Raw genomic sequence first — 23,773 nt, forward strand, 5'->3', positions numbered from 1 at the left:
GTCGTTATCACTGTCTAGCGCATAAACAGGAAGATGCACTTCGAGGTTGTCTTGACCCTGTACGCTATGGTCAAGCTCTTGCAACAAGGTAACGGAGTAGTTACCAAGGCTCGATTGGTCTAACGTGATACTCAATACATCAACTTGGTTGGTGACACCGTTTTCTGTCACTGTGATATAACCGCGGTATACGCCATCCGAGCTCTCTTCTAAGATCACTCGCTGCCCACCGGAGAAGATGCCCTCTCCAGCCGCTCGACCATTAAATTCAGCGACATCAATCTTCAGTGCTGTAACGGAATCACTGCCTGTTTCAAAGGTGATGGTGCCGCTCGCACTTGTCTGCGTTGAGCCGACACCCGAGCCATCACCCAAACCTGCTTCATAGACGTTAGCTTCGGTAATTTGCGTGATCACCGGATCGTTACCATCAGTAATGGTCAGATCTACCTGACTGGTTAAGCTATCGCCATCGTTATCCGTCACGGTCACCACAATGGTGTGCTTCACTTGGTCACTTGAAGAGTGATCAACATTACTGTTTGGAATAAATGAGAGCGTGCCTTCTGGTGTGATAACCACTTTACCATCGGTCACTGGGTACTCGGTTTTGCCTTGCTCTAAGGTGTATTCATCACCATCAAAAGTAAATGACGTCACTTGACCTTGGTCTGCACCCGCTTGGGTAATAACGTTAATACTATTACTCTCAGCAGAATCACCAACTACCGGCTCGACAACACTTAAACTGCCATCGGCAACAATTTGGATATCATCGCCAACGTTGACGATTAGATCTGAACGTGCCGACTGATCGTTGTCAGCATCGATAGCAAACACCGGCAGCGGAATAGAAACAATGTCCCCTTGAACAGCACTGCCTTGCTCAGCTTGGTCAATTTCTTCAAGTAGTTCAACTTGATAGCTTGCGCTGAAAGAGGTGTCTGTCGTTGCTACACCACCAATAGCGACTTTAAGTACGTCAACGCGAACGCCTTCTAGGGTGATATAACCTACATAGCTACCAGGTTGGCCTGCCACTGCTTCAAGAACAATAGTTTGACCTTGAGAAGTAATTGGTGAAGATTGCTGGGAGGTATTGAACGCATCAACATCAATTTGCAACTCGGTAACCGTGTCACTACCAAGTTCGCCAGTCAAAGTACCCGAACTAACGATATCTGTTAGGCCAACTTTCGAGCCATCATCTAAGCCCGCTTCATAAACATCAGCGGCATCAATTGAGGTAAACTCAGGCGCAGAACCATCATTAATCGATACTTGGGCATCAATAGGCGCTTCAATCGGGTTCCCACCCACGTCGGTACCTGTGATTTCAAACGAGACTGTAATTTGGTCATCAGAGAAGGCAACTTGACCACCTCCAACGGAAGGTACATGGTCAATAGGCTGAGAGATGGTAGTAGTCAGTTCTATACTTACATCTTTGCCAACACTGGTAACATCGATATCAATACGAAGTACTTCTTCGCCGTTTAATACACCGACAATTGCGTTATCTGCAGCATTGGTAAATGAAACCGCTTCACCGTTTGAAGTAATGTCCGAGTTTAGTTCATTGAGGAGAGAGGAAAGAGAAAGAGTGTCAGGGACAAATGAACTAGGGTCGAGAGCCAAACCACCCGCAAATATAGTCGCAGAGCTTGTTGTTGAAACTGGATAGGTAGAGTCGGATAAGTCACCTTCGGTTAACTGAGCAGTTAAGCTCTCCCCGCCATCAGCAAGAATTAACGGCGCTATATCGTCATCTCGAATAATGGTGTCATCGTCATTGGCAAAGCCCGACGTTTCAAAGAACGTGCTTGCGAGCACCTCAGCACCATTATAGTCAATAGTAACAAAACCCGCGTTTGCAGAGCCTACGCCTCCACCAGCGGCAGTTGCTTCAAGTAATTCAGTTGGGTCGGCACCTTCTAAAATAGCTTGTTGAATTGCAGCTAAATCTTCAGCACCAAAGGACGCAGAATCGAGTTGCGGGATGTCGAAGCTCACCTCAGCTGCGATTGGTGTATTCCCCCAAACATTCGGCTCTTGTTCACATGCGACACAGTTTTCCCCAAACTGAAAGTCAGAGTGTGCAGTTTCAATCACGAGAGTCGAGCGATTAGATGTAATAACAATTTCGCCAGCGTTTATCTGATCACCAACGTTCAACTTATGCGCTTTACCATCTGGGTTAACCCCAATAACATCCCCGAAAACTTCTTTTACAATCGCAGCTTGGCGTACAACTTCCACGTCCATAAGGTCTCCTCAAACACTTAGAACCTTTAAACTGATTTATTTTTTATAAATTTTGTAACCAAGAGTAACACAATAAAGCACATACTTCTTATTTTTCAGTCAATTACACCAATTATGCACTCAGTATCAGTTAATTATAAGTATAGGTAATATAAGGAGATTTTTGAAATATTTAGTGATCTGCACATACATGCTGATGAAAAATGTGTAGCTTGTTTCAAAAGTGAGAATGCAAATAAGAAGTGAAACAGAGTGAATATAATTGAGCTACGGAAGACAAAAAAAACGGGCATACATGCCCGATTGATATGTCAACTAACATAAAGCCTGAAATGCGCAGTCCATTACGCTGAGAACCATTACGACAAAAAGTATATCGCACTATAAATAATTTGCAACATTTCATACCAATTAATTAAATAATTAGCCGACATTTCTATTGAGGAAGTGGGTTGGTTATGGCTCGTAGTTCGGATTCATAAGTTGATAGCGATACTCTTGATCTGCTTTAGATTCAACGACCATTTGCAGTAAAAATAGTCCTGTATTGCTTAAACCACATTTGACACCACATGGCTCAGAGTAATCTAAATCGAGTTCGCTGGTATGCTCTGCATCCATTGATAGTTTAGAATTCGGGCTAAGTGGATCTTCTAACGCTGGAACATCATCCGGCTGGGGAAGTGAGTATAAGAAAAGATCTTCCGATGCAACGGTCACTTTACTTACCGCTGTTAAGCTCAATAAGACTAAAGAAAGTTTTCGCCACATAACACCACCCCAAATAACAACAACCCGCAGATTATATAGTCACACACTGCTGGTACAACAAAAAAAGCTCCCGAAGGAGCTTTTAATTTTTATAACTAGGATTTATTTAACAGCGCAATTATTTGTTGTTACGACGCTCAGCAACTGCATCAGCTAGCTGGCGAAGTACTTTCTCTGTGTCGTCCCAACCGATACATGCATCAGTGATAGATTGACCGTAAGTAAGCTTTTCACCTTCAACTAAATCTTGGCGACCTTCAACAAGGTGCGATTCAATCATGACACCGAAGATCGAATCTTCACCACCTGCAACTTGACCCGCTACATCTTCAGCAACAACCATCTGACGCTGGTACTGTTTAGAACTATTCGCGTGGCTAAAGTCGATCATCACCTTTTGTGGTAGGCCAGATGCTTCAAGTTCTTGCTTGATGGCACCCACATGGTCTGCACTGTAGTTAGGCTCTTTACCACCACGAAGAATGATATGACAATCTGGGTTACCTGCTGTTTCAATGATTGCAGAGTGACCGTACTTAGTTACCGACAAGAAGTGGTGTGAAGCACTTGCAGAGCGAATCGCGTCAGATGCAATCTTGATGTTGCCATCTGTACCATTTTTAAACCCTACTGGGCACGAAATACCCGATGCTAGTTCACGGTGTACTTGCGATTCAGTCGTACGCGCACCAATCGCACCCCAGCTGATCAGATCTGCTACGTACTGAGGCGTGATCATATCAAGGAATTCGCTTGCCGTTGGCATGCCCATATCTGTCAGATCTAGCAGTAGCTTACGACCCATGCGCAGACCGTCGTTAATCTTAAACGTATCGTTTAGGTACGGGTCATTGATCAGACCCTTCCAACCAACTGTTGTACGTGGCTTTTCAAAGTAAACACGCATCACAACTTCAAGGCGGTCACCTAGCTCATCACGAAGAACTTTCAGGCGCTTACCGTATTCGATCGCAGCTTCTGGATCATGGATAGAACATGGACCAATGATAACTAGCAGGCGGTCATCATCACCCTTTAAAATATTTGAGATCGCTTCTCTTGAACGAAATGTTGTTGAAGAAGCCGATTCAGTTGCTGGAAACTTCTCTAAAACCGCAACTGGTGGTAATAATTCTTTTGATTTATTAATTCGTACATCATCAGTTTGAAACATCGCTTACTTCTTCCTATTTCTCTCGACTTGAACGCTACACCGAAATGAGGTGGTGAAAAAACGCTCATGCTTTATTGTTCCTGTTCTGTGTAACTTATCTAGCAAAAACTTAGCTTGCAAGCACTATTTTGAACAAAAGGCAATATTTTCTATATTTTTACGATTTACACAAAGTGTAAAAAATAAATTACAACCATAAAATTGATCGATCCCTTGGAGGATTTACGTACATTAGCTAGCACACAAGATGCAATATCTTGCTGATATTGCTAAGGTAAGCGTATAAATAGAATCAATATAAGAATAGGCATGAACGCCATAGAGTTTAATAATGTCGACAAATGGTATGGCACATTTCAAGCGCTAAAAGGGATTAACCTTAGTGTCTCGAAGGGCGAGATACTGGTTGTCTGTGGTCCATCAGGGTCTGGAAAGTCCACTTTAATCCGTACTGTTAATGGACTAGAGTCTATCTCTAACGGCAACATTTCCGTGCTTGGCAGTAGCGAACTTGCTCCGAAAGCAGGCAAAGTGGGGATGGTTTTTCAACACTTTAATTTGTTCCCGCACCTCACTGTTATCGAGAACTTAACTCTCGCACCAATTCGCACTCTCGGCTTATCTAAGGCGGAAGCAACGGAGCGTGCGATGCATTTCCTTAGCCGCGTGAACATCGAAGAGCAGGCCAACAAATACCCGATACAATTATCAGGGGGTCAGCAGCAACGAGTCGCCATTGCGCGTTCTCTCTGTATGCAGCCAGAAATTTTACTGTTCGATGAGCCGACCTCTGCCTTGGATCCAGAAACCATTCAAGAAGTCTTAGATGTTATGGTTGATTTGGCTAATGACGGCATCACTATGATGTGTGTTACTCACGAAATGGGATTTGCACGCAAAGTGGCCGATAGAGTCATCTTTATGGATCAAGGAGAGATCCTCGAAATCAACTCGCCACAACAATTGTTCTCTAACCCGAGTCATCCAAGAACTCAGCAGTTCCTGCAACAAATTTTGAGCCATTAATGCATGATGAACGTATTTAAGCCTGTTTTATCTGCGCTACTGCAAATCGCCCTTTTAGCGATAGGCATTGTGTGGCTGTTAGATTCCGGTGCAAGGAGCATGGGCTACCAGTGGCAATGGGAACGCGTACCAGATTACATCCTATTTTTTGAAGATGGTGAGTGGTGGCCGGCTGAACTGTTAGATGGTCTTGTTGTGACGATTAAGATCTCAGCTTTAAGCCTGTGCTTTACGCTATTGATTGGCCTAACAACCGCCGCGCTCAAACTATCTGATTCATGGGTGGGTAGAGGTATCGCGAACGTCTACGTGGAGCTAATTCGCAACACCCCACTGCTAGTGCAAATTTATCTGCTCTATTTCGTATTTGGTCCGGTGATTGGTCTTGACCGCTTTTCGACCGCTGTATTAGCTCTTTCTCTTTTCCAAGGCGCGTACACCGCTGAGATATTCCGTGGTGGCTTAAATAGCATTCCTAAAGGGCAATTTGAGGCAGCGAAGTCACTTGGACTCAACCCGTTTTATACTTTCTATGACGTTATTCTCCCGCAGCTGTTGCAGCGAACTTTACCGCCGCTCACCAACGAAGTGGTCTCACTTATCAAAAACTCTTCAATAGTGAGTGTGATGGCCATTTTTGATTTAACAACTGAGGGACGTAACATCGTCTCAGAAACCGCAATGCCTTTTGAAATTTGGTTCACTGTGGCCGCTATCTATCTTTCTCTGACGCTGATGTTGTCAGGACTTTCTGCTTGGATGGAACATAAACTTGGCGCTAGTTGGCGCTCACAATAAAGGAAATAACTATGCAAAACTTAGGAAGAGCTTTGTTAAAGGGTAAAGGTTTTAAAGCCGCTATTACCGCATTACTAGGCTTGGCGATCAGCTTACCGAGCATCGCCTCTGAAACCCCTAACCTCGATAAAATTAATGATCGTGGAACATTGAGAGTTGGAATGTCGACCTTCGTCCCTTGGGCGATGAGAGACAAGCAAGGTGACTTAATCGGCTTTGAAATTGATGTAGCTAAGAGACTGGCTCAAGATTCCGGCTGGAAAGTAGAGTTTGTTCCAACCGCATGGGATGGCATCATTCCAGCACTATTGGCGCAAAAATTTGATGTTATCATCGGCGGAATGAGCATTACCCCAGAACGTGCTAAGAGCGTGCTATTTACTTCTCCATATTCTCATTCTGGTGTGCAGGTTGCTGCCAACAAAGAGCTGGCAGAGGGTTTCTCTGAGTTTAGTGACTTTGACTCGCGTCGCGTAAAAATTGCTGCTCGCCGAGGTGCTCATACTGTTCAAGTGGCTCGTGAAACTTTCCCGAAAGCAAAAATTCTTCAATTTGACGACGATGCTCAAGCTTTCCAAGAAGTGCTAAATGGCAACGCTCATGCGGTTATCGCCTCTAGCCCTAAGCCAGAACATGAAACAGTGAAAAACAGCGATAAACTGTTTATTCCTTTCACTGAACGACTATCTAAAGGTAACGAAGCGTTTGCAGTACGCTTAGGCGAAGCTGACAAAGAAGCCTTCTTCAACGCTTGGATCCAAGCCCGTACCGACGATGGCTGGTTGAAAGAGCGCTACGAATACTGGTTCTCTACCCTTGATTGGCAAAATCAAATCGCCTCTGGTCAATAATTGCGGCCGCCCTACCCAGTAAAATGGGTAGGGCCATGCTGCTAAGAAATCACGCTAGGAAATCACTCAACGTGTCAAAAGCTAAATTACTCCCGCACCCAACGTCAAATGAATCCAAACGCACACTCAATAAACTCGATGTGGTGCTCATTCTGATTCTATTGGCCGTAGGGTATTGGCTCTATGGCCGCTCTGCTGTGGGAGTGAACTACAACTGGCGCTGGCAAGAGGCACTGACATTAATTTTTACGCCTCGCTCTGATGGCTCACTGCCATATTTTATCCAGGGGCTGATTTCGACACTGCGCATCAGCGTTTGGGGGATGTTACTCGCGTTAAGCTTGGGGACTGCGCTTGGTGTTGCAAGGCAATCGAGCATCGCCATTTTGCGCCTTCCAGCCAATGCATTCATCCAGCTCATTCGCAATATACCGCCGTTGGTATTTGTATTTATTTTCTATTTTTTCATTTCCAATCAGCTCATCCCTCTGCTTGGTCTCAACGATTTACTGCGCAATCACAATGGTGAAATTAACGGTATTCAAGGCGTTCTGTTTGGTCCAGCTAACTTGTGGGAAAACCTACTTTCAGGGATCTTATGTGTCGGGTTACTTTCTTCTGCCTATGTTGCAGAAGTGGTACGCTCTGGTTTAACGAGCATCCCGAAAGGCCAGTGGGAAGCGGCAGACTCGTTAGGTTTATCCGCTTGGGTGAAATACCGTTATGTCATTGCCCCTCAAGTATTGGCGGCAATCACTCCCGCTCTTGCAGGACAAGCGATATCACTAATAAAAGACACCTCAATTGTGTCGCTGATTTCGATTCAAGAAATGACATTCGTTGGCACTGAAATGGCAAACTCGTCTGGGTTGATTTTTGAAATTTGGCTCATCGTCGGGCTCGCATATCTAATCTTGTGCCTAATACTCTCTTTTATCTTTAAACGCATTGAAAAACGTAGCCTTAAGCACCTGCAGCGATAAGATGCTTAAGCTGGTAAGCCGCTGGCTACATAATGTAGTGATCGATCAACAAAGCCACAAAAAGCAGCATCAAATGGTAGATGGAGAAGACAAATGTCTTAATTGCTCGACTCTCGTCATTGGTGTACTTCAATTTCCATGCATGCCAGACAAACAACGAACACAGTGCCGTCGATGAAGTAAGATAGAAGATCCCAGTCATACCGACCAAAGCGGGTAACAGGCATATTAGGTACAACAGAATCGTATAAAGCAAGATAGACGTTTTGGTGTACTCCACGCCATGTGTTACTGGCAGCATCGGAATATCGGCTTTGGCGTAATCATCTTTACGGTGAATCGCCAACGCCCAAAAATGTGGTGGCGTCCAAATGAAAATTATCATCACCAGTAACCAAGCATGAGCATGCAGCTCACCCGTCACGGCAGTCCAACCCAATAACGGCGGCATTGCCCCAGCAATCCCCGCTATGACAATATTTTGCGGCGTTGCTCGCTTCAAATAAAGTGTGTAGACCACAGCATAGCCGAGTAAACTTGCGAACGTGAGCCAAGCGGTTAAAGCGTTAACCCCCGCATATAGGACAGCAAATCCAACCACCCCGATTGCCAACGCAAAGCCAAACACATGGCTTGATTTGATCTCACCGGAAGGCAATGGACGCTTGTAAGTACGCGCCATAATCGCATCGATTCTTTGGTCAATCAGGTGATTGAACGCAGCCGCTGAACCTGCCATCAAACCAATCCCTAACAAGCCAAGAACAGTACCTTGAATCGGCAGTGCTCCCGGAACCGCTAAACACATACCAACCAGTGCGGTAAGCAACATCAAGGCGACCACTTTCGGCTTCGTCAGTGACAAATAGCTTCGCCATAAGGCTTTATGGGGGATAGAAGTAACACTTATCGATTTGCTCATGAGTATTCTCCTTGTTGTTCCACAGGTCGTGTCGAGTAAACATTTGAAAGTTGCCAGATTAGGTAGTTCGCCCTCAACACTGAAAGTAGCAACATCGCAGCACCTAGGTTATGCGCCACAGCAATGGCCAGCGGTAAGCTCAATACCACGTTACCTACCCCTAGCGCGATTTGTAACGTTAACAGCGCTAAGATGATTTGACCGTTACGGCGAACCAAATCACTCCCATATCGAATCAACTGTATTGCCAGTGCCACGGTGAAAAGTGTTACCACCACAGCCCAAATCCGGTGGGTAACATGAATGGTCATCCTCGCTCCGTAATCGAGTGTGCCAAATTCATAGCTCTCTTTTTCAGGCTGAATCAAATCGAAGGCATGTTTGAAGTCTAAGTGGGACACCCAATCGCCCTGACAAATTGGTAAGCTCGTACACATCAGTGCAGCGTAGTTTGAGGACGTCCAACCACCTAGTGCCACTTGGCCAATCACCACCAATAGAGTCACTATTGCAAGTGGTTTTACCCAACCTAGGTTCTGCAAGGTATAACTTTCAAGGGCCTTATTGTATTTAACTGACCAGTAAGCAAGCGCTAACAAACTGAATAAGGTAAAGCCACCCAGTAAATGTCCCATCACCACCAAGGGCATCAACTTCATAGTCACTGTCCACATTCCGAGTAAGGCTTGGAGTACCACCACAATTGAAAGCGAAGTCGCCAACAATGTTGAAAGCATCTGAGTTCGAATACCGACTAAGGTGATGGCAAAGACAATAAGCCCCAGAGTGCCAGCAAAATAGCGGTGAATCATCTCAAGCCAAGCTTTGTCTGCTTCAACTATCAAAGAAGGATAAAGTGTTTTGGCTAGAGCAATTTCATGTTGCTCACTCGGAACGGTAAGTTGGCCATAACAACCGGGCCAGTCAGGACAGCCCAAACCGGCATCTGCAAGTCTTGTGTATGCTCCCAGCATCACCACGACAAAGGTGAGAAACAGGCTAAAACGAATAAGAGTAATCAGCTTCATACCCAAGCCCTCCCCGTTACCCAACACGCGATAGTTTTAAAAGCTTACGTAGATCTGCCAATAAGCCTTTGCTCTGCGGAACCAATTCTGCTGTCGAGTCCACTTTCGGATAACGCATAACCAGTTGCCCTAACGGGTCAACAATTACAAATTCAAACTGCCCGACAACTTGGGCAAACTCTTGATTGACTTCCAGTCGCTGATAGCTGCCTTGAGGTGTTTCAATCGAATCACTATTTGGGGTAATGAGAAGCACAGGTTGAACACGTTGCTGGTACTTACCTAGCGCAATATGGCTTTGCCCAAGCAGATAAATTTGCTGCTGGCAAAACTCATCGCATTTATCAGGAATAACATAGCCCAGTTGCCACTGCTGTTGCTGATATGGATTGGTTAAACCGAAAGAGTCGAGTGTCGAGTGTGGCTCAATCAGCTCTCCTTTATTGGTCACTCCTGAGTTATACCAATGCTGGCTAAGGACTGTTTTCGCCATAATGGCTGGTAGCGCAAACATCACAACAAGACTGATGAAAATGATGCGGCCACGATAGACTGGGTTATTAATCATCTTTGCGCTCCTTGCTTAAACAGGCGAATCAAAATAATGCTACTTAGCAGTAATAGGGCGGCAGCCATTGAGAACCATTGCACCGCATATCCATGGTGTTTTTCCGACTTCATCGCAACAGGTTGCCAAGGTTGCGGGTAAGGCCAGTTGTCGACTTGGGGCTGTACAACATATCTTGCTAGTTCGATGCCCCAACTCTTCTCTAGCTGAGCATAGTTTAAGTTCTGAATCCGACTTGGGACGCCTGACTCGAGGTACAAATCCTGACTAAGTGGATTCGGCGACTTTCGATATAAACGCCCTTGTACCTTCATTGGTTCCACCAGCCAATTCACCTCAGGTAATTGAGTTCTTAACTTAGGTGCACGAATGAAGCCTCTCTCTAGCAGTACCGATTCGCCACTCTGCGCTTTAACCAGTTGCAAAGCGATATAACCGACCTCACTTTGATAGTTCTGATTATCGAGTAACAAATATCTATCTTTCACTGGCAGTGCTTGAAACTCGACCTTTACGCCAGTAGGTATCGCTAGCTGATCTGCCGATATTTGCCCTAACGAAATCCACTGTTGCGAATCTCTTTGACTAACTTGCTGTTCTATTTCTCTTTTTTCTTCAGCTCTCGAAAGCTGCCACAAGCCTAAGTTGACCAATATTGAAAAGGCAACCACAGTTAAAAGAACAACAATCCAAAAACGTCTGGTATTGAGCTGAGCAAAAAAGGAGCTCCTCATGGTATTCATTTTTAAACTGGTATTAGTGCTGCTACTGCTTTTCATCCTAATCAACCTTGGTCGAGCAATGTTTGAAATGGTCAAAGATCCCAACTCAAACGATGAAGAAGAGTCCGACGACTCGCTAGAAGAGGACAAACCGATGAGCTTCTATTTAGGTCGTCGCGTGTTTCTTTCTGCCCTCGCTGTCGTATTAATGGTTGTTGCTCTACTTTCTGGTTTTATCGAACCTAATGTCCGACCATATTAAGCGGCTTATCTAAACGTTAAATTACATAAACGAAGACAAATAAACACAGCCATACCACATCAACAAAGTGCCAGTACCAACTCCCCGCTTGAAAAGCGAAATGGTCTTTTGGCGTGAAGTGGTCTTTAGCAACCCTAGCTAGCAAGACAATCAAAATGGTCGTACCCAGAAATACGTGCATGCCATGGAAACCCGTCAACAAAAAGAAGGTGTTGCCATAGACGCCTGATTGCAATGTCAGCCCTAAATCTTGATAAGCATGAGCGTACTCAACCCCTTGGTAATACAAGAAGAAACACGCTAGAACGATGGTGATTTCAAGCCAGACGATGAGCGCCATTCGCTTGTTCTTTTCTAAGCTAACGTGAGCAAAGTGCAGTGTAACTGACGACGCCAATAGTAACAGCGTATTGATCAGCGGGATCCCCTGCCAAGACATAGCCGTGGTCGTATCGCCTCCGGGAGTCAACGTTAGTGGCCACAATGCTTCAAAGGCTGGCCATAACACCTCATGCGTCATCTCATTATTACCAGCGCCTCCTAGCCAAGGCACCGAAATGATTCGCGCGTAAAATAGGGCACCAAAGAATGCGCCAAAGAACATAATCTCAGAGAAGATAAACCAACTCATTCCTTGGCGAAATGAGCGTGATATCTGAGCAGAATATTTGCCACTCATTGATTCGGTAATCACGTTACTAAACCAACCTGCGAACATATACAGCAAGAACAGAAAGCCAGATAACAAAATCAACTTACCGAAGACGCTCCCATCGCCCCCTTCTGCCATGTTCTGTACCGTCAGTCCGGCGCCGACTGCGATAAGGAATAAAGATACCGCGCCAACAATTGGCCAACTACTTTGAGCGGGAACGTAATAAGGCTGATGTTTAGAACTCATTGTGTTGCTCCTTGCATCACTTCCGTGGTGATAACCGGTGAAGTGTTCGCTATCTCTTGCGGAGCTGTCTTATCGGTAATGTCGTAAAGGGTGTAAGACAGCGTTAGCGTATGAATAGATTCGGGAATATCAGGCTCGATATAAAATATCAGAGGCATTTCAGCGTTTGCTTGTGCCTGCAATGGTTGCTGGTTGAAACAAAAACATTCGATTTTATTAAAATAGGTCGCGCCTAAGCCAGGTGAAACCGATGGCACGGCTTGGCCAACAATCTCTTGGCTAGAAAGGTTTTTTGCCAAGTAAGCCGTTTGGATAACTTGGCCAGGATGAACATCCATTGAAGTCTGTACTGGCGTGAATGACCAAGGAATACCTTGATTATTGTGGGCCATGAATTCGACTCGAATCAGCCGAGAGGTATCAGGTACCATACCCTGCGGTTGCAGAACCGATTCACTGTTGGTCTTACCATTGATACCGAGCGCATCGCACATCACATCGTAAAGAGGCACAAGGGCGAAACCAAAACCAAACATCGCTAGCACCGCAACGCACAGTTTTAAGGTCAATTTATGATTTGATTTCGCTTGTCCTTCCATGGTCGCCACCTAGTCCACTTTTGGTGGCGTAGAGAAGGTATGATGAGGAGCTGGGCTCGGCACGGTCCACTCTAAACCTTCTGCTCTTTCCCAAGGTTTAGCTGTTGCTTTTTCACCACCTTTGATGCATTTGATGACCAGCCATAAGAAGATCAGCTGCGATAATCCAAAAGCAAAACCACCGATCGATACAATCTGGTTCACGTCAGCAAACTGAATAGCATAATCAGGTATTCGTCTTGGCATACCCGCCAGTCCTAAGAAATGCATCGGGAAGAACAACACATTGACTGAAATCACAGAGCACCAGAAATGCCATAGACTCAGTTTGTGGTCATACATATGTCCGGTCCATTTCGGTAGCCAGTAATACGCTGCCGCCATAATCGAGAACACCGCCCCCGACACCAGTACATAGTGGAAATGCGCCACCACAAAATAGGTATCATGGTATTGGAAATCCGCCGGAACAATCGCCAGCATCAAGCCAGAGAACCCACCAATGGTGAAGAGAATAATAAAGGCGATGGCAAACAGCATCGGTGTTTCAAACGTCATCGCCCCGCGCCACATGGTCGCCACCCAGTTAAACACTTTAACCCCAGTGGGCACGGCGATTAGCATGGTGCAGTACATAAAGAAGAGTTCAGCAAATACTGGCATCCCAGTGGTGAACATATGGTGAGCCCAGACTAAAAATGACAGCAATGCGATACTACAAGTTGCGTAAACCATCGAGTGGTAGCCAAAGAGCTTTTTGCCACTAAATGCTGGGAGAATCGCTGAAATGATACCAAATGATGGCAAAATCATGATGTACACTTCCGGGTGACCAAAGAACCAGAAGATATGCTGGAACATCACCGGATCACCGCCACCTGCCGCATCGAAGAATGAAGTACCAAAGTACTTGTCGGTTAACACCATGGTGACGGCCCCGGCGAGTACCGGCATCACGGCAATGAGCAAGAAAGCGGTAATAAGCCATGTCCAAACAAACATTGGCATTTTGAACCAAGTCATACCCGGTGCGCGCATATTAACGATGGTCACGATCACATTGATTGCGCCCATGATCGAGCTGATCCCCATGATATGCACTGAGAAAACAAACAAGGCGGTGCTGTCAGGTCCATAGGTAGTGGAAAGCGGCGCGTAGAAAGTCCAACCGAAGTCTGGGCCACCACCTTCGGTAAATAACGAAGCTAGTAAAATGGCAAAAGCAAACGGCAAAATCCAGAAACTAAGGTTATTCATCCGCGGCAACGCCATATCTGGCGCACCAATCATCATTGGGATCATCCAGTTGGCAAGTCCGGTAAAGGCTGGCATCACCGCACCAAACACCATAATCAAGCCATGAACTGTGGTCATCTGATTAAAGAACTGTGGCTCGACAAGTTGTAAACCGGGCTGGAATAATTCCGCGCGAATGATCATTGCCATCGCACCACCAGTTAAAAACATGATGAAGCTAAACCATAGGTAAAGCGTCCCGATATCTTTATGGTTAGTGGAATAGAGCCAGCGCGTGATCCCTTTCGGCGGCTCATGGTGATCATGTTCATCCACATCAGCCGCTATTGAACTGTTGGCGCGGGTAATATCAGCGTCGGTGACTGGTGCGGATTTGGTTTTATCTTCAACTACAGAATCAGGTTTGGACGTTTTCATTGTCCCTCCTTAGACGCCTTAAATTGGTTCACATCCGATGCTTGAACCATATCTCCGACACTATTTCCTAGACCGTTACGTTGGTAAGTCACTACCGCAGCAATCTCTTTTTCCGTCAATTGGTTTGCGAAGGCTTGCATCGCGGTTCCTGCTCGACCATTCACCACCACGTCGATATGTTCGTCGACACTGCCTGTCGCGACGCTACTTCCGGTAATCGCCGGGAACGCCCCAGGAATCCCCGCGCCACTCACTTGGTGACAAACGGCGCATCGGTCGACATAGACTTTCTCACCGATGGCCATCAACTCATCCATCGACAAAGAGGCGGTCAGTGATGCGGCGGCCTCTTGCTTGGCTTGCTCTAGCTCGGCTTTCTTCGCCAATAGCCACTCGTCATACTCATTTTCTTCCATGGCATGCACTACTACCGGCATAAATCCATGAGCACGACCACACAGCTCAGCACACTGCCCTCTGTACACGCCCGGCTTATCAATGCGTGTCCAAGCTTCGTTGATAAATCCAGGGATGGTATCTTTTTTAACCGCAAAATCTGGAACCCACCATGAGTGAATAACATCATCAGACGTCATCAAAAAACGCACTTTACGATTGATTGGCAACACCAGTGGGTTATCAACTTCGAGCAGGTAATGCGCGCCTTTTTCTTCAATACCGTCGATGGCTTTTTGGCTGGTCGCAAGCAGACTAAAGAATTCAACATCCTCACCGAAGTAGCTGTAATGCCACTTCCATTGAGAACCGGTGATTTTGACCGTCAGATCAGATTGGGAGGTATCTTCCATCGCCACCAAGGTTTTGGTCGCAGGTATGGCCATCAAGACTAAGATAATGATCGGGATGACAGTCCAGATGACTTCGACTTTGGTGCTTTCATGGAAATGAGCAGCGACCGCACCTTTCGATTTACGGTGGTGGTACATGGAATAGAACATCGCACCAAATACGATGACCGCAATGGCGCAACAAATGTAAAAGATCAGCATATGAAGGTCATAGACCTTTTCGCTGATGTCGGTCACACCTTGCGTCATGTTGTAGGCGCTCTCTTCTGCAGCAACAGAAGCGGTAAAACCAACCAACAAGATACTACTCAATCGCCACAGTGAAACGGGTGAACTTTTCAAAAGACTTCTCCTATGCCAGAGTCATCAACCGTGATGCTAGTACTCATTCCCGCTTGGAGTGCCTAAATACGCAAGAAAGTACCAATCAGCCTTTGGACTTATTTATTTCCTTTCAAACAGCAAATTCAATGTAATTTGTTATATTTATGTTAATAAAACCTAGTTGGCGTTTTTAAATTGTGCAAGAAAGTCCAATTAGAAATGACAACTCAACTAACCAAACAAGTTTTAGCGATTGCGCTCTCGCAAATGATAATCAATATCAATTAAAATCTAACAACTTTGTGTAATTAACATAGACTTAAGTTAAAAGCTGACTTGAGGCATGAAAAGGTAAAAACATCATGATGGAAAAAGTGACCCACTGGTTAGAAAAAGATCCCGACCCGCAGACAAGAGAAGAGCTACAACACCTTATTGATGAAAAAGCATTTACTGAACTGGAAGACCGATTCAGCCAACGGCTTGAGTTCGGTACTGCTGGGCTAAGAGGAAAAGTAGGTTGTGGTCCAAATCGAATGAACCGATTGGTAATCCAAGAAACCGCAACAGGGCTTGGGCACTACCTGATTGAACAAGTGGACAACGCAAAGAATCGTGGTGTTGTGATTGGCTACGATGGCCGCACTGATTCAAAACAATTTGCTCATGACACCGCCTCAGTCCTCACTGCACTAGGTATCAAAGTATATTTAACTCACGCAGTTGCAGCGACACCAATCGTGGCATTTGGTGTTAACCACTTTAACGCGGCAGCAGCGGTTGTGGTAACAGCGAGCCATAACCCACCAGAATATAATGGCTTTAAGGTTTATTGGGAAAACGGCGCGCAGATTATCCCTCCGCATGATTCAGGTATTGCCGCAGAGATCGATACCGCAGCTACCAAGCCTATCCCATTAATGGCGCTGGATGACACAGAAAAACACGACTTACTTGTTTGGCTCAAAGAGGACTATTACCAAACTTATCGCCAAGCGATGAATAGCAACGCTCTGCTCACCAACCACACTCAACCAGAGTCAATTGGGATCGCCTACACGGCAATGCATGGTGTAGGGGCAGATATGGCTGAAACCCTGCTTGCTGATGCTGGGTTTACCCAAGTGTATAGCGTCAAAGAGCAAAGAGAACCTGATGGCAGTTTCCCAACCGTTAACTTCCCCAACCCAGAAGAAGCGGGCGCAATGGATATGGTTATGGCCCTCGCTAAACAACACGGCGCCGAACTAGCATGTGCGAACGATCCCGACGCAGACCGTTTTGCTGTCGCGGTACGTAGACCAGATGGTGACTATCAAATGCTCACCGGTGACCAAGTGGGCTCACTGTTTGGCCATTACTTATTGTCGAAATCTGACGCGGCTAAATCGCTGGTTGGTAATACGATTGTTTCATCAACTCTGCTTAAGAAAATTGCGCAATCCCAAGGCGCTGAGTACTACCAAACTTTGACTGGCTTTAAATGGTTGACCAACATCGCGATGCAAAAGCAAACTGAGGATCGCGCGTTCTTATTCGCTTACGAGGAAGCGCTTGGTTATACCGTCGGTAATAAAGTCTGGGACAAAGATGGCTTGTCTGCCCTAGTCGCGTTTGCGCAGTTGACGGCAGAATTGAAGAGCCAAGGCAAAACCATTTGGGATCAGCTCGAAGCACTCTATCGCCAACATGGTATGTATCTAAATGCGCAGCGCAGTATTGCCCTTGATCCTAAAGCGCCGCCAGTGGGTGACAAACTTCGAGCGAACCCACCCACTATGATTGCAGGCAGTAAAGTTGTGGTCACCGAAGATCTCAAATCACTCACTCGTCAGCTTGCTGATGGCAGTAGCGAAAGTATCGACCTACCCGCCAGTGATGTATTGATCTACCACCTTTCATGTGGTGCGCGCGTGATTGTTCGACCTTCAGGGACAGAGCCTAAGCTCAAGTGCTATTACGAAGTCATTGAGTCTTTCGATGAATCAGACACTTTTGAACATGTTCAAGATAAAGCGTCTGAGTCAATGGGAATGTTGATATCTGAACACCAGCATAGCCTGATCTAACCCTTCATTAATGAATGCCCCTACCACTGGGGCATTCAGCCAAATCCTACATTTACCTGCCCAATAAATGTAATGCTTATCCAAAATAGTCAGTTTATTGCTGCATATATGACCAATTAATGAGACTTTACAAGAAAATAACAATTCACCGACACAGAATTCATAATAGTGAACTTTACTAATTAAGCATTGCTGATAACTATCAGTTTTTTATTGTTTTTTTATTTTTGTTTAGGGACGATTATGAACAAATATATCGCAGAGTGTTTCGGCACATTTTGGCTGGTTCTCGGCGGTTGTGGTAGCGCTGTACTGGCTGCTGCATTTCCAGATGTCGGTATTGGCCTGCTAGGCGTTTCTTTCGCATTCGGTTTAACCGTTCTAACGATGGCGTACGCGATTGGCCATATTTCTGGCTGTCACTTAAACCCAGCAGTCAGTATCGGTCTATGGGCCGGCGGTCGCTTTGAAGCGAAAGAGCTAGTGCCTTACATCATCGCTCAAGTACTTGGTGGTGTGATTGCAGGCGGCGTTCTTTACGTGATTGCAAGTGGCCAAATGGGCTTTGACGTAGCAGCTTCAGGCTTTGCTTCAAATGGTTACGGTGAACATTCACCAGGCCAGTACTCATTAACCGCAGCGTTAGTGACTGAAGTTGTCATGACAATGGCATTCTTGGTGATCATCTTAGGTGCAACAGATAAGCGCGCACCTCAAGGTTTTGCTCCAATTGCTATCGGCCTAGGTCTAACGCTTATTCACCTAATCAGTATTCCGGTAACAAATACTTCTGTAAACCCAGCACGTAGTACTGGTGTAGCAGTATTCGTTGGTGACTGGGCAGTCTCTCAGCTATGGCTATTCTGGGTAGCACCAATTGTTGGTGCCCTACTTGGTGCGATTGTTTATAAAGCGATGGCAGGTTCAACTGAAGACTAACTCTTCAAATACTCCATGCAAACAAAAATCCCTACCGTATGCGTAGGGATTTTTTTATGTCTAAATCAGTCAATCAATTGCAACTCATGCAGTTTGGCATTGCCATTATTCACCAAGTTTATCTGCGCCAGTTGTTTGTAGATAACATAATAGCGATTGATGTTGGTAACATACTGCACTGGCTCTCGGCTAATATGTTTCCTTGCCACGATCTCTACATTTTTAAACCATTTATTCGGATCATAGCCATACTTCGCTGCCAACTTGCGCATCTTCCTAATCTTAGCTGGGCCAGCATTGTAGGCTGCCAAACTGAAATACATTTGATCGTCTGGTGAGATTGCTTCATCACTGAAGTAGCGCTTATGGATGAAGCTTAAGTACTTGGTCCCTGCATGAATATTATTATCGACTTGATGGATGTTCTTCACATTGACGTTTTTATCTTTGGCGGTACTTGGAAGTACCTGCATCACACCAACCGCGCCCCTATGAGAGACTTTACGTTGATCTAAACCTGACTCTTGGTAACCCTGCGCAGAGAGCATCAAAGGGTCAAAGCCATAAATATCGGAGTAATGGTCAAAGATATGAGATAGCTTGGCTAACTGCTCTAGCTGGTTCTCATCCATTGAGCGACTTAACCAGCCTGTATCATCAATATATCGGCGATAAATTACGTTACCTAGTAGGGTGCCACTTTTAGATTTACCAATATAGCGATTAACAATTAGTTTTAAATCCGGGCTCTGTTTACGAATAGCCCAAGCGATTTGGCTTCCTTCTCGAATCGGAAACTGACGATGCAGTTGAATGTTCTCCATCACACCCTGCCACATTTTGGCTTTGTGGCTATCTAACACTGTGGCATTGATAAAGCCTTTGTTGACCATTTCAACCAGCTCGTAGTCTTGGAGGGTTTCTTCGATGAAATTGATGTGGATTGGCGGCAACTCAACACTATCCAAGTATTGATTGACCTTCTGCAGACTTTCAAAATAACTAGAACTACCACGTACCCAAATTTCTTGACCACTTAAGTCTTCTAGCTTAGTAAACTCGCCTTGCGACTTGTTGGTAATGACCCATTCTTGAGCATCTTTAATCACGGGATCACTAAAGTCTATCTGCTGCTTTCGGCGCTCGGTGATGGTTAAGTTGGCCACCGCAATATCCCCATAACCGACTTTAAGCGATTGCAGTAAGTCATCTCTCGGAACAGGAATAACTTGCACATTGACGCTAGGGTGCTTCTTTTTTACGCTCTTTTCAAAGTGATAAAGCATCTCCGCCACAATGCCTTTTGGCTTGCCACCTTCAATGTAATAAAAGCCAAGATCGGCTGACACCAAGACACGAACAACACCGCGTTTTTTCAGCTTTTCAAAGTCACCAACGTAAGGCTGTGAGCTTAAAGGAGACAATTCGAGAGCCAAGGCAGAACTCGAAAATAGGCTCAATATTGCTATTAATGTAATTCGGACCACACCACACTCCATGTTGATGATTTGTTAAATTCCGTACTCAGACCATATCCTGTTCTGTGATATCGTTCAAGTAACAGTATCCTCCTCGCTATAACTTATGGTGCTATGCCTTTGTTACAATCGACCCTATACACCTAAAACAAAGGCGCTAGGTTAGTAACCTAGCGCCTTATCTAAAGGTTCATTGAAATTAGCCCTATTTGCAGCCTATCAATGCGATTATAAGTGCTCTTTCAACGCATCTTCTAGCTGATCGTAAGGTACGTAACCCGGGATAACTTGTTCACCATAGATTAACGCTGGCGTGCCACGAAGGCCTAAAGCGTTAAACATCGTGTAGTTGTTCTCAAGCTGCTTCTTAACCTCATCACTAACGTTTAGCTGATCGGTTGTTCCGGTTTTTTGCGCAATTTTCATCAGTGATGTCATATTGTGTACGCCCGGTTTGGCAATCAATAACTCATTAACTTGCTCAAACTTTTCTCGATCGTTTTTCCAAACATTAAGCGCATAAGCCGCTGAATTTAGAGAGTCAGTCCCTTCTTTCAGTGGAACATACAGGTTAACAACCTTGATATTAGGGTAGTTCTCAACCAGTTTTTCTAGTTCCGCATCTAGCTTCTTACAATATGGACAGCTAAAGTCAGTGACGTTAATCAAAGTAAAGTCACCGTTCTCAGCACCCATATAAGTATGACTAGGGTCGTTAAGGTACTTATCACTGCTTTCCAATAGCTGGCTAAACTGCTGTTGCTGCTTTATATACATACCTAAGCTTTCGTGCAATGCATCGACTACCTGAGGGTTGCCTTCTAACATCTCTACTATTTCAGCAATCTTTTTGTCTTGTGGAGCCGCAAACGCTGGCAGTGAAATAAGCGAGCTGATAGCTAAGGCTAACGTAAGTTGTTTTAACATGAATTCTTTTCCTATTGATTTAACCAAAGACGAGCCAACAACCCAGGCGGAGTGGTAATGCCTGTAGTAACGGATTGGATTGTTCCATCTTTGACTATAAATATGGTTGGCGTGACAGTAATACCCCACTGTCGAAACAGTAGTGACTCTTCATCATTGATATTGGTGTATTGATATCCCTTTGCGGCCTTGAAAGCGTCTACCCTAGCGGTCGAGCCGGAAGCTCCTGATACCGCTACCACTGGGTAATATTGGCTAACCCAGTCAACGGTCGGACTAACAAAGCGACAGACAGAGCACCACGTTGCCCAGAAGTAAACCACTACAGGTGATTCGTAGCTAATCGCTACCACATCTACCATTTCCCCGTTTTGGTCATAGCCGACAAGTTCTGGCGTGTTATCCATAGGCACATTCTGACTGCGATAAATATCAACCGCAGTCGTAATAACAATCGCTAGCAACAAGTAGAGAGACAGCTCTCTTGCCCAACGTAGTGCTTTGGTTTTCATTAGCTTCCCTCACCACTCGCCGCTTTCAACGCCGAGGTCACAGCATCTGACGTTAAGATCACAGGTAATGGAATGCCCTCTGGAGCATTTGGGCCGTAGACAATGTTAAACGGCACGCCAAAGCGCCCATTTTCCTTCAAATAAGCAGTGACCGCTCCATCAGGGTGTGTCCAATCACCTTGAATAGGGACTACATTTGGATTCTTAAGTGCAGAGTAGACTGGGTCTTGTAAGATCACGCCAATCTTGTTTGCTTTACAGGTCACACACCAATCAGCTGTCACATCGACAAACACGGTTCTCCCTTGCTTAACAGCATTATCAATCGCTTGATTTGATAAAGGTTGCCAAGCAAGGTCTTGTGGCAATGGCGTAGACCAATGATCGGCGGTTACACTACCCAGAATTAACCCACCAGCTAAAAGCCCTAAAGAGAGCGAGCCAGAAATCGCTAACGCCTTATTGCCATATACCTGTTTGATTCGCGCCAAGATCCATATGAATGCGATGACCACAATCATCACTATCCAGAAGATAGGCAAGTGATTGGCAAGAAGGTAAACCAACCAGCCACTGGTGATAAGCATCATCATGCCAAACAGTAATTTGACCTTATTCATCCATGCACCTGGCTTAGGTAGGTAAGAAGCCAGGCCAGGGAACAGCGCAACCACGATCCAAGGCAGTGCCATACCAATGGCTAACGCAGTGAAAATTGCCACCATATCTAACGCACTGGCTGCTAAAGCGAAAGCAACTGCTGTGCCTAAGAACGGAGCCGAACATGGCGTCGCTAACAGTGTTGCAAACATACCTTGCAAGTAATGGCCGCCGTATGAATTATCGCCTTTTGATGCAAGCCAAGTATTTGTACCGGAAGAGAGTCGAATCTCAAACAAGCCAAGCATATTCGCGCCAAACAACGCAGTGACCATCACCATAAAGCCGATGAACCATGGGCTTTGGAATTGAATACCCCAACCAATCGCACTTCCGGTGAGTTTCAAGATCAGTAGGAACGCAGCCAGTAGCCAGAACGAAGTTAAAATACCCGCTGATGAGGCTAAGAACTGCAAACGAATCTTGCGACGCTCAAGCCCTTGCGCTGCAATGACTCCACTGAGCTTCATACCTAAAACCGGTAGCACACAAGGCATCACGTTAAGGATTAAGCCGCCAAGCACAGCAAACCCGATCATTTCAAGTAAGCTAAGATCTGAAGTGACCGGCGATATGACACCAACAGAAACCGGAGCAACCTGTTCGGCAATAAAGTCGGTATCTTTTATCGTCACATTAAGAGATTGATCACTTAGGTCGATGTCTCCAAGCCATGTCGATATGTCAAACACCGCGGTGAGCACATCGCCGTCAATATTCATCGATGTTTGTACATAGCTATAATCGCTAATTGCTTCGTTAGTGCTATCAACAATTAACTCTGGTGATTGCCAACCCAGTGATTTGGTCAGTTTTACTTCAAGCTGGTTGGTCGTTTTATCCCACGTCGCTTGCTGACTGGTAACAAGCGGAGATGGCTTAGGCACTGCGCTAATCGCTTGAGCATGAATGTACATCGCATCTTCATCAATACGAAGATCACTCGGAGTAAACGACAAGTAAATCGGGTAGTCAGTTAATACACAGATAGTTGTACACGATGACAATGTGAGCTTAGCATCAACTACCACTGGCTTATTCACATCCTCAACATGCAGTGTCATTGGAATGACCGCATCCCCTTTGTAACCCCATGTATTGATACCCAATAGGGTAAAGTGGTCAGGATGAGGCCAATGCCAATCGACACTGTCTAGGTTACTGGATTTATCCCAGTTAATACTTGGGGCTATACCGCCCTCTCCCGGCGATCGCCAGTAGGTTTTCCAGTCTCCTGAGAGTTCGACTTCCAAAAAACCTTCAACGGTTTTATCAGTAGTATTAACCTGCCCTGTGAGTACAAATCTCGTTTTAACAGGTGGGTGATCTGGGCTGGTAAGCCAACCCGTTTCAGTCTGAGCGAAAGACGCCACAGAAAATAACAGTGCACTCATCAGCAGCAACATACGCTGAGCGGCACGAAGTAAAGAATTCGTTAGATTGTTCATTTATGTGTCCAATTACATCACCCAAAGCGGGTGAAAAAATAACAGATAGAGTAGTGCCCTAAC

Annotated in this window: 22 protein-coding genes; 7 read left to right on the top strand and 15 right to left on the bottom strand. The window is 45.4% G+C overall.

Going from position 1 to position 23,773, the window contains the following annotated elements:
- The 3 genes from ELS82_RS17280 to aroG all read right to left on the bottom strand — a co-directional run.
- Nucleotides 1–2,265: retention module-containing protein (locus tag ELS82_RS17280; RefSeq protein WP_134836581.1), on the bottom strand; the 2,265-nt coding region annotated here is incomplete at its 3' end.
- Nucleotides 2,266–2,721: 456 nt separating this feature from the next.
- A complete protein-coding gene (locus tag ELS82_RS17285; RefSeq protein WP_134836582.1) occupies nt 2,722–3,036 on the bottom strand; it encodes a hypothetical protein in 315 nt (104 codons plus the stop codon).
- A gap of 118 nt (nt 3,037–3,154) precedes the next feature.
- Nucleotides 3,155–4,210, bottom strand: coding sequence for a 3-deoxy-7-phosphoheptulonate synthase AroG (gene aroG, locus ELS82_RS17290; RefSeq protein ID WP_134836583.1), 1,056 nt, complete (start codon nt 4,208–4,210; stop codon nt 3,155–3,157).
- Between the two features lie 309 nt (nt 4,211–4,519).
- Here aroG and ELS82_RS17295 point away from each other — a divergent pair, with 309 nt between their 5' ends.
- The 4 genes from ELS82_RS17295 to ELS82_RS17310 all read left to right on the top strand — a co-directional run bounded on the left by ELS82_RS17295 (nt 4,520) and on the right by ELS82_RS17310 (nt 7,868).
- Entirely contained in the window at nt 4,520–5,236 is a 717-nt protein-coding gene (locus tag ELS82_RS17295) for an amino acid ABC transporter ATP-binding protein (RefSeq protein WP_134836584.1), read from the top strand.
- 3 nt (nt 5,237–5,239) lie between these two features.
- Complete coding sequence (locus ELS82_RS17300) at nt 5,240–6,034, top strand: amino acid ABC transporter permease (RefSeq protein WP_208733198.1); 795 nt, start codon at nt 5,240–5,242, stop codon at nt 6,032–6,034.
- Nucleotides 6,035–6,045: 11 nt separating this feature from the next.
- The gene (locus tag ELS82_RS17305; RefSeq protein ID WP_134836585.1) at nt 6,046–6,885 is read left to right on the top strand and encodes a transporter substrate-binding domain-containing protein; all 840 of its coding nucleotides are present in this window, start codon (nt 6,046–6,048) and stop codon (nt 6,883–6,885) included.
- 71 nt (nt 6,886–6,956) lie between these two features.
- Complete coding sequence (locus ELS82_RS17310) at nt 6,957–7,868, top strand: amino acid ABC transporter permease (protein WP_134836586.1); 912 nt, start codon at nt 6,957–6,959, stop codon at nt 7,866–7,868.
- 25 nt (nt 7,869–7,893) lie between these two features.
- Here ELS82_RS17310 and cyoE read toward each other — a convergent pair whose 3' ends face one another.
- The 4 genes from cyoE to ELS82_RS17330 are packed head-to-tail and all read right to left on the bottom strand — an operon-like array spanning nt 7,894 to nt 11,120.
- Complete coding sequence (cyoE, locus tag ELS82_RS17315; RefSeq protein WP_134836587.1) at nt 7,894–8,790, bottom strand: heme o synthase; 897 nt, start codon at nt 8,788–8,790, stop codon at nt 7,894–7,896.
- Nucleotides 8,787–9,818 (bottom strand): COX15/CtaA family protein, encoded by a 1,032-nt coding sequence (locus ELS82_RS17320; protein ID WP_134836588.1) that lies wholly within the window; start codon nt 9,816–9,818, stop codon nt 8,787–8,789. The genes cyoE and ELS82_RS17320 overlap by 4 nt, the downstream gene beginning before the upstream one ends.
- A gap of 16 nt (nt 9,819–9,834) precedes the next feature.
- Complete coding sequence (locus tag ELS82_RS17325; RefSeq protein WP_208733201.1) at nt 9,835–10,383, bottom strand: redox-active disulfide-containing membrane protein; 549 nt, start codon at nt 10,381–10,383, stop codon at nt 9,835–9,837.
- Nucleotides 10,383–11,120, bottom strand: a complete 738-nt coding sequence (locus tag ELS82_RS17330) for an SURF1 family protein (RefSeq protein WP_134836590.1) — start codon at nt 11,118–11,120, stop codon at nt 10,383–10,385. The genes ELS82_RS17325 and ELS82_RS17330 overlap by 1 nt, the downstream gene beginning before the upstream one ends.
- On the opposite strand from ELS82_RS17330, the gene ELS82_RS17335 reads away from it, so the two are divergent.
- Nucleotides 11,119–11,370 carry a DUF2909 family protein gene (locus ELS82_RS17335; RefSeq protein ID WP_134836591.1) on the top strand — a complete coding sequence of 84 codons (252 nt, stop codon included), beginning with the start codon at nt 11,119–11,121 and terminating at the stop codon, nt 11,368–11,370. The two genes, ELS82_RS17330 and ELS82_RS17335, sit on opposite strands and share 2 nt — an antisense overlap.
- A gap of 16 nt (nt 11,371–11,386) precedes the next feature.
- On the opposite strand, the gene ELS82_RS17340 is transcribed toward ELS82_RS17335, so the two are convergent.
- The 4 genes from ELS82_RS17340 to coxB are packed head-to-tail and all read right to left on the bottom strand — an operon-like array spanning nt 11,387 to nt 15,665.
- A complete protein-coding gene (locus ELS82_RS17340; RefSeq protein ID WP_134836592.1) occupies nt 11,387–12,271 on the bottom strand; it encodes a cytochrome c oxidase subunit 3 in 885 nt (294 codons plus the stop codon).
- Nucleotides 12,268–12,870, bottom strand: coding sequence for a cytochrome c oxidase assembly protein (locus tag ELS82_RS17345; RefSeq protein WP_134836593.1), 603 nt, complete (start codon nt 12,868–12,870; stop codon nt 12,268–12,270). Before ELS82_RS17345 ends, ELS82_RS17340 begins: the two co-directional genes overlap by 4 nt.
- A gap of 9 nt (nt 12,871–12,879) precedes the next feature.
- Complete coding sequence (ctaD, locus tag ELS82_RS17350) at nt 12,880–14,544, bottom strand: cytochrome c oxidase subunit I (RefSeq protein WP_134836594.1); 1,665 nt, start codon at nt 14,542–14,544, stop codon at nt 12,880–12,882.
- A complete protein-coding gene (gene coxB, locus ELS82_RS17355) occupies nt 14,541–15,665 on the bottom strand; it encodes a cytochrome c oxidase subunit II (protein ID WP_370447481.1) in 1,125 nt (374 codons plus the stop codon). The genes ctaD and coxB overlap by 4 nt, the downstream gene beginning before the upstream one ends.
- A 374-nt stretch (nt 15,666–16,039) precedes the next feature.
- Between coxB and ELS82_RS17360 the strand changes: the two genes are divergently transcribed.
- A complete protein-coding gene (locus tag ELS82_RS17360) occupies nt 16,040–17,746 on the top strand; it encodes a phospho-sugar mutase (protein WP_134836596.1) in 1,707 nt (568 codons plus the stop codon).
- 243 nt (nt 17,747–17,989) lie between these two features.
- Nucleotides 17,990–18,685 (top strand): aquaporin Z, encoded by a 696-nt coding sequence (gene aqpZ / locus ELS82_RS17365; RefSeq protein ID WP_134836597.1) that lies wholly within the window; start codon nt 17,990–17,992, stop codon nt 18,683–18,685.
- 65 nt (nt 18,686–18,750) lie between these two features.
- On the opposite strand, the gene ELS82_RS17370 is transcribed toward aqpZ, so the two are convergent.
- From ELS82_RS17370 to ELS82_RS17385, 4 genes are all read right to left on the bottom strand, one after another.
- Entirely contained in the window at nt 18,751–20,172 is a 1,422-nt protein-coding gene (locus ELS82_RS17370; protein WP_370447480.1) for an MltF family protein, read from the bottom strand.
- 219 nt (nt 20,173–20,391) lie between these two features.
- A complete protein-coding gene (locus tag ELS82_RS17375) occupies nt 20,392–21,090 on the bottom strand; it encodes a DsbA family protein (protein ID WP_134836599.1) in 699 nt (232 codons plus the stop codon).
- A gap of 11 nt (nt 21,091–21,101) precedes the next feature.
- Nucleotides 21,102–21,602, bottom strand: a complete 501-nt coding sequence (locus ELS82_RS17380) for a protein disulfide oxidoreductase (protein WP_134836600.1) — start codon at nt 21,600–21,602, stop codon at nt 21,102–21,104.
- Nucleotides 21,602–23,710 carry a protein-disulfide reductase DsbD family protein gene (locus ELS82_RS17385; RefSeq protein ID WP_134836601.1) on the bottom strand — a complete coding sequence of 703 codons (2,109 nt, stop codon included), beginning with the start codon at nt 23,708–23,710 and terminating at the stop codon, nt 21,602–21,604. The genes ELS82_RS17380 and ELS82_RS17385 overlap by 1 nt, the downstream gene beginning before the upstream one ends.
- Nucleotides 23,711–23,773: the final 63 nt, after the last annotated feature.

Origin of the sequence: Vibrio ouci (assembly GCF_004551525.1) — a bacterium.
Lineage (GTDB): Bacteria > Pseudomonadota > Gammaproteobacteria > Enterobacterales > Vibrionaceae > Vibrio > Vibrio ouci.

Excerpts from the sequence above, each read along its gene's own strand:
- ELS82_RS17285 (WP_134836582.1), bottom strand. The coding sequence starts at position 3,036 with ATGTGGCGAAAACTTTCTTTAGTCTTATTGAGCTTAACAGCGGTAAGT.
- aroG (WP_134836583.1), bottom strand. The coding sequence starts at position 4,210 with ATGTTTCAAACTGATGATGTACGAATTAATAAATCAAAAGAATTATTA.
- ELS82_RS17295 (WP_134836584.1), top strand. The coding sequence starts at position 4,520 with ATGAACGCCATAGAGTTTAATAATGTCGACAAATGGTATGGCACATTT.
- ELS82_RS17300 (WP_208733198.1), top strand. The coding sequence starts at position 5,240 with ATGATGAACGTATTTAAGCCTGTTTTATCTGCGCTACTGCAAATCGCC.
- ELS82_RS17305 (WP_134836585.1), top strand. The coding sequence starts at position 6,046 with ATGCAAAACTTAGGAAGAGCTTTGTTAAAGGGTAAAGGTTTTAAAGCC.
- cyoE (WP_134836587.1), bottom strand. The coding sequence starts at position 8,790 with ATGAGCAAATCGATAAGTGTTACTTCTATCCCCCATAAAGCCTTATGG.
- ELS82_RS17320 (WP_134836588.1), bottom strand. The coding sequence starts at position 9,818 with ATGAAGCTGATTACTCTTATTCGTTTTAGCCTGTTTCTCACCTTTGTC.
- ELS82_RS17335 (WP_134836591.1), top strand. The coding sequence starts at position 11,119 with ATGGTATTCATTTTTAAACTGGTATTAGTGCTGCTACTGCTTTTCATC.
- ELS82_RS17330 (WP_134836590.1), bottom strand. The coding sequence starts at position 11,120 with ATGAGGAGCTCCTTTTTTGCTCAGCTCAATACCAGACGTTTTTGGATT.
- ELS82_RS17340 (WP_134836592.1), bottom strand. The coding sequence starts at position 12,271 with ATGAGTTCTAAACATCAGCCTTATTACGTTCCCGCTCAAAGTAGTTGG.
- ELS82_RS17345 (WP_134836593.1), bottom strand. The coding sequence starts at position 12,870 with ATGGAAGGACAAGCGAAATCAAATCATAAATTGACCTTAAAACTGTGC.
- ctaD (WP_134836594.1), bottom strand. The coding sequence starts at position 14,544 with ATGAAAACGTCCAAACCTGATTCTGTAGTTGAAGATAAAACCAAATCC.
- ELS82_RS17360 (WP_134836596.1), top strand. The coding sequence starts at position 16,040 with ATGATGGAAAAAGTGACCCACTGGTTAGAAAAAGATCCCGACCCGCAG.
- aqpZ (WP_134836597.1), top strand. The coding sequence starts at position 17,990 with ATGAACAAATATATCGCAGAGTGTTTCGGCACATTTTGGCTGGTTCTC.
- ELS82_RS17375 (WP_134836599.1), bottom strand. The coding sequence starts at position 21,090 with ATGTTAAAACAACTTACGTTAGCCTTAGCTATCAGCTCGCTTATTTCA.
- ELS82_RS17380 (WP_134836600.1), bottom strand. The coding sequence starts at position 21,602 with ATGAAAACCAAAGCACTACGTTGGGCAAGAGAGCTGTCTCTCTACTTG.
- ELS82_RS17385 (WP_134836601.1), bottom strand. The coding sequence starts at position 23,710 with ATGAACAATCTAACGAATTCTTTACTTCGTGCCGCTCAGCGTATGTTG.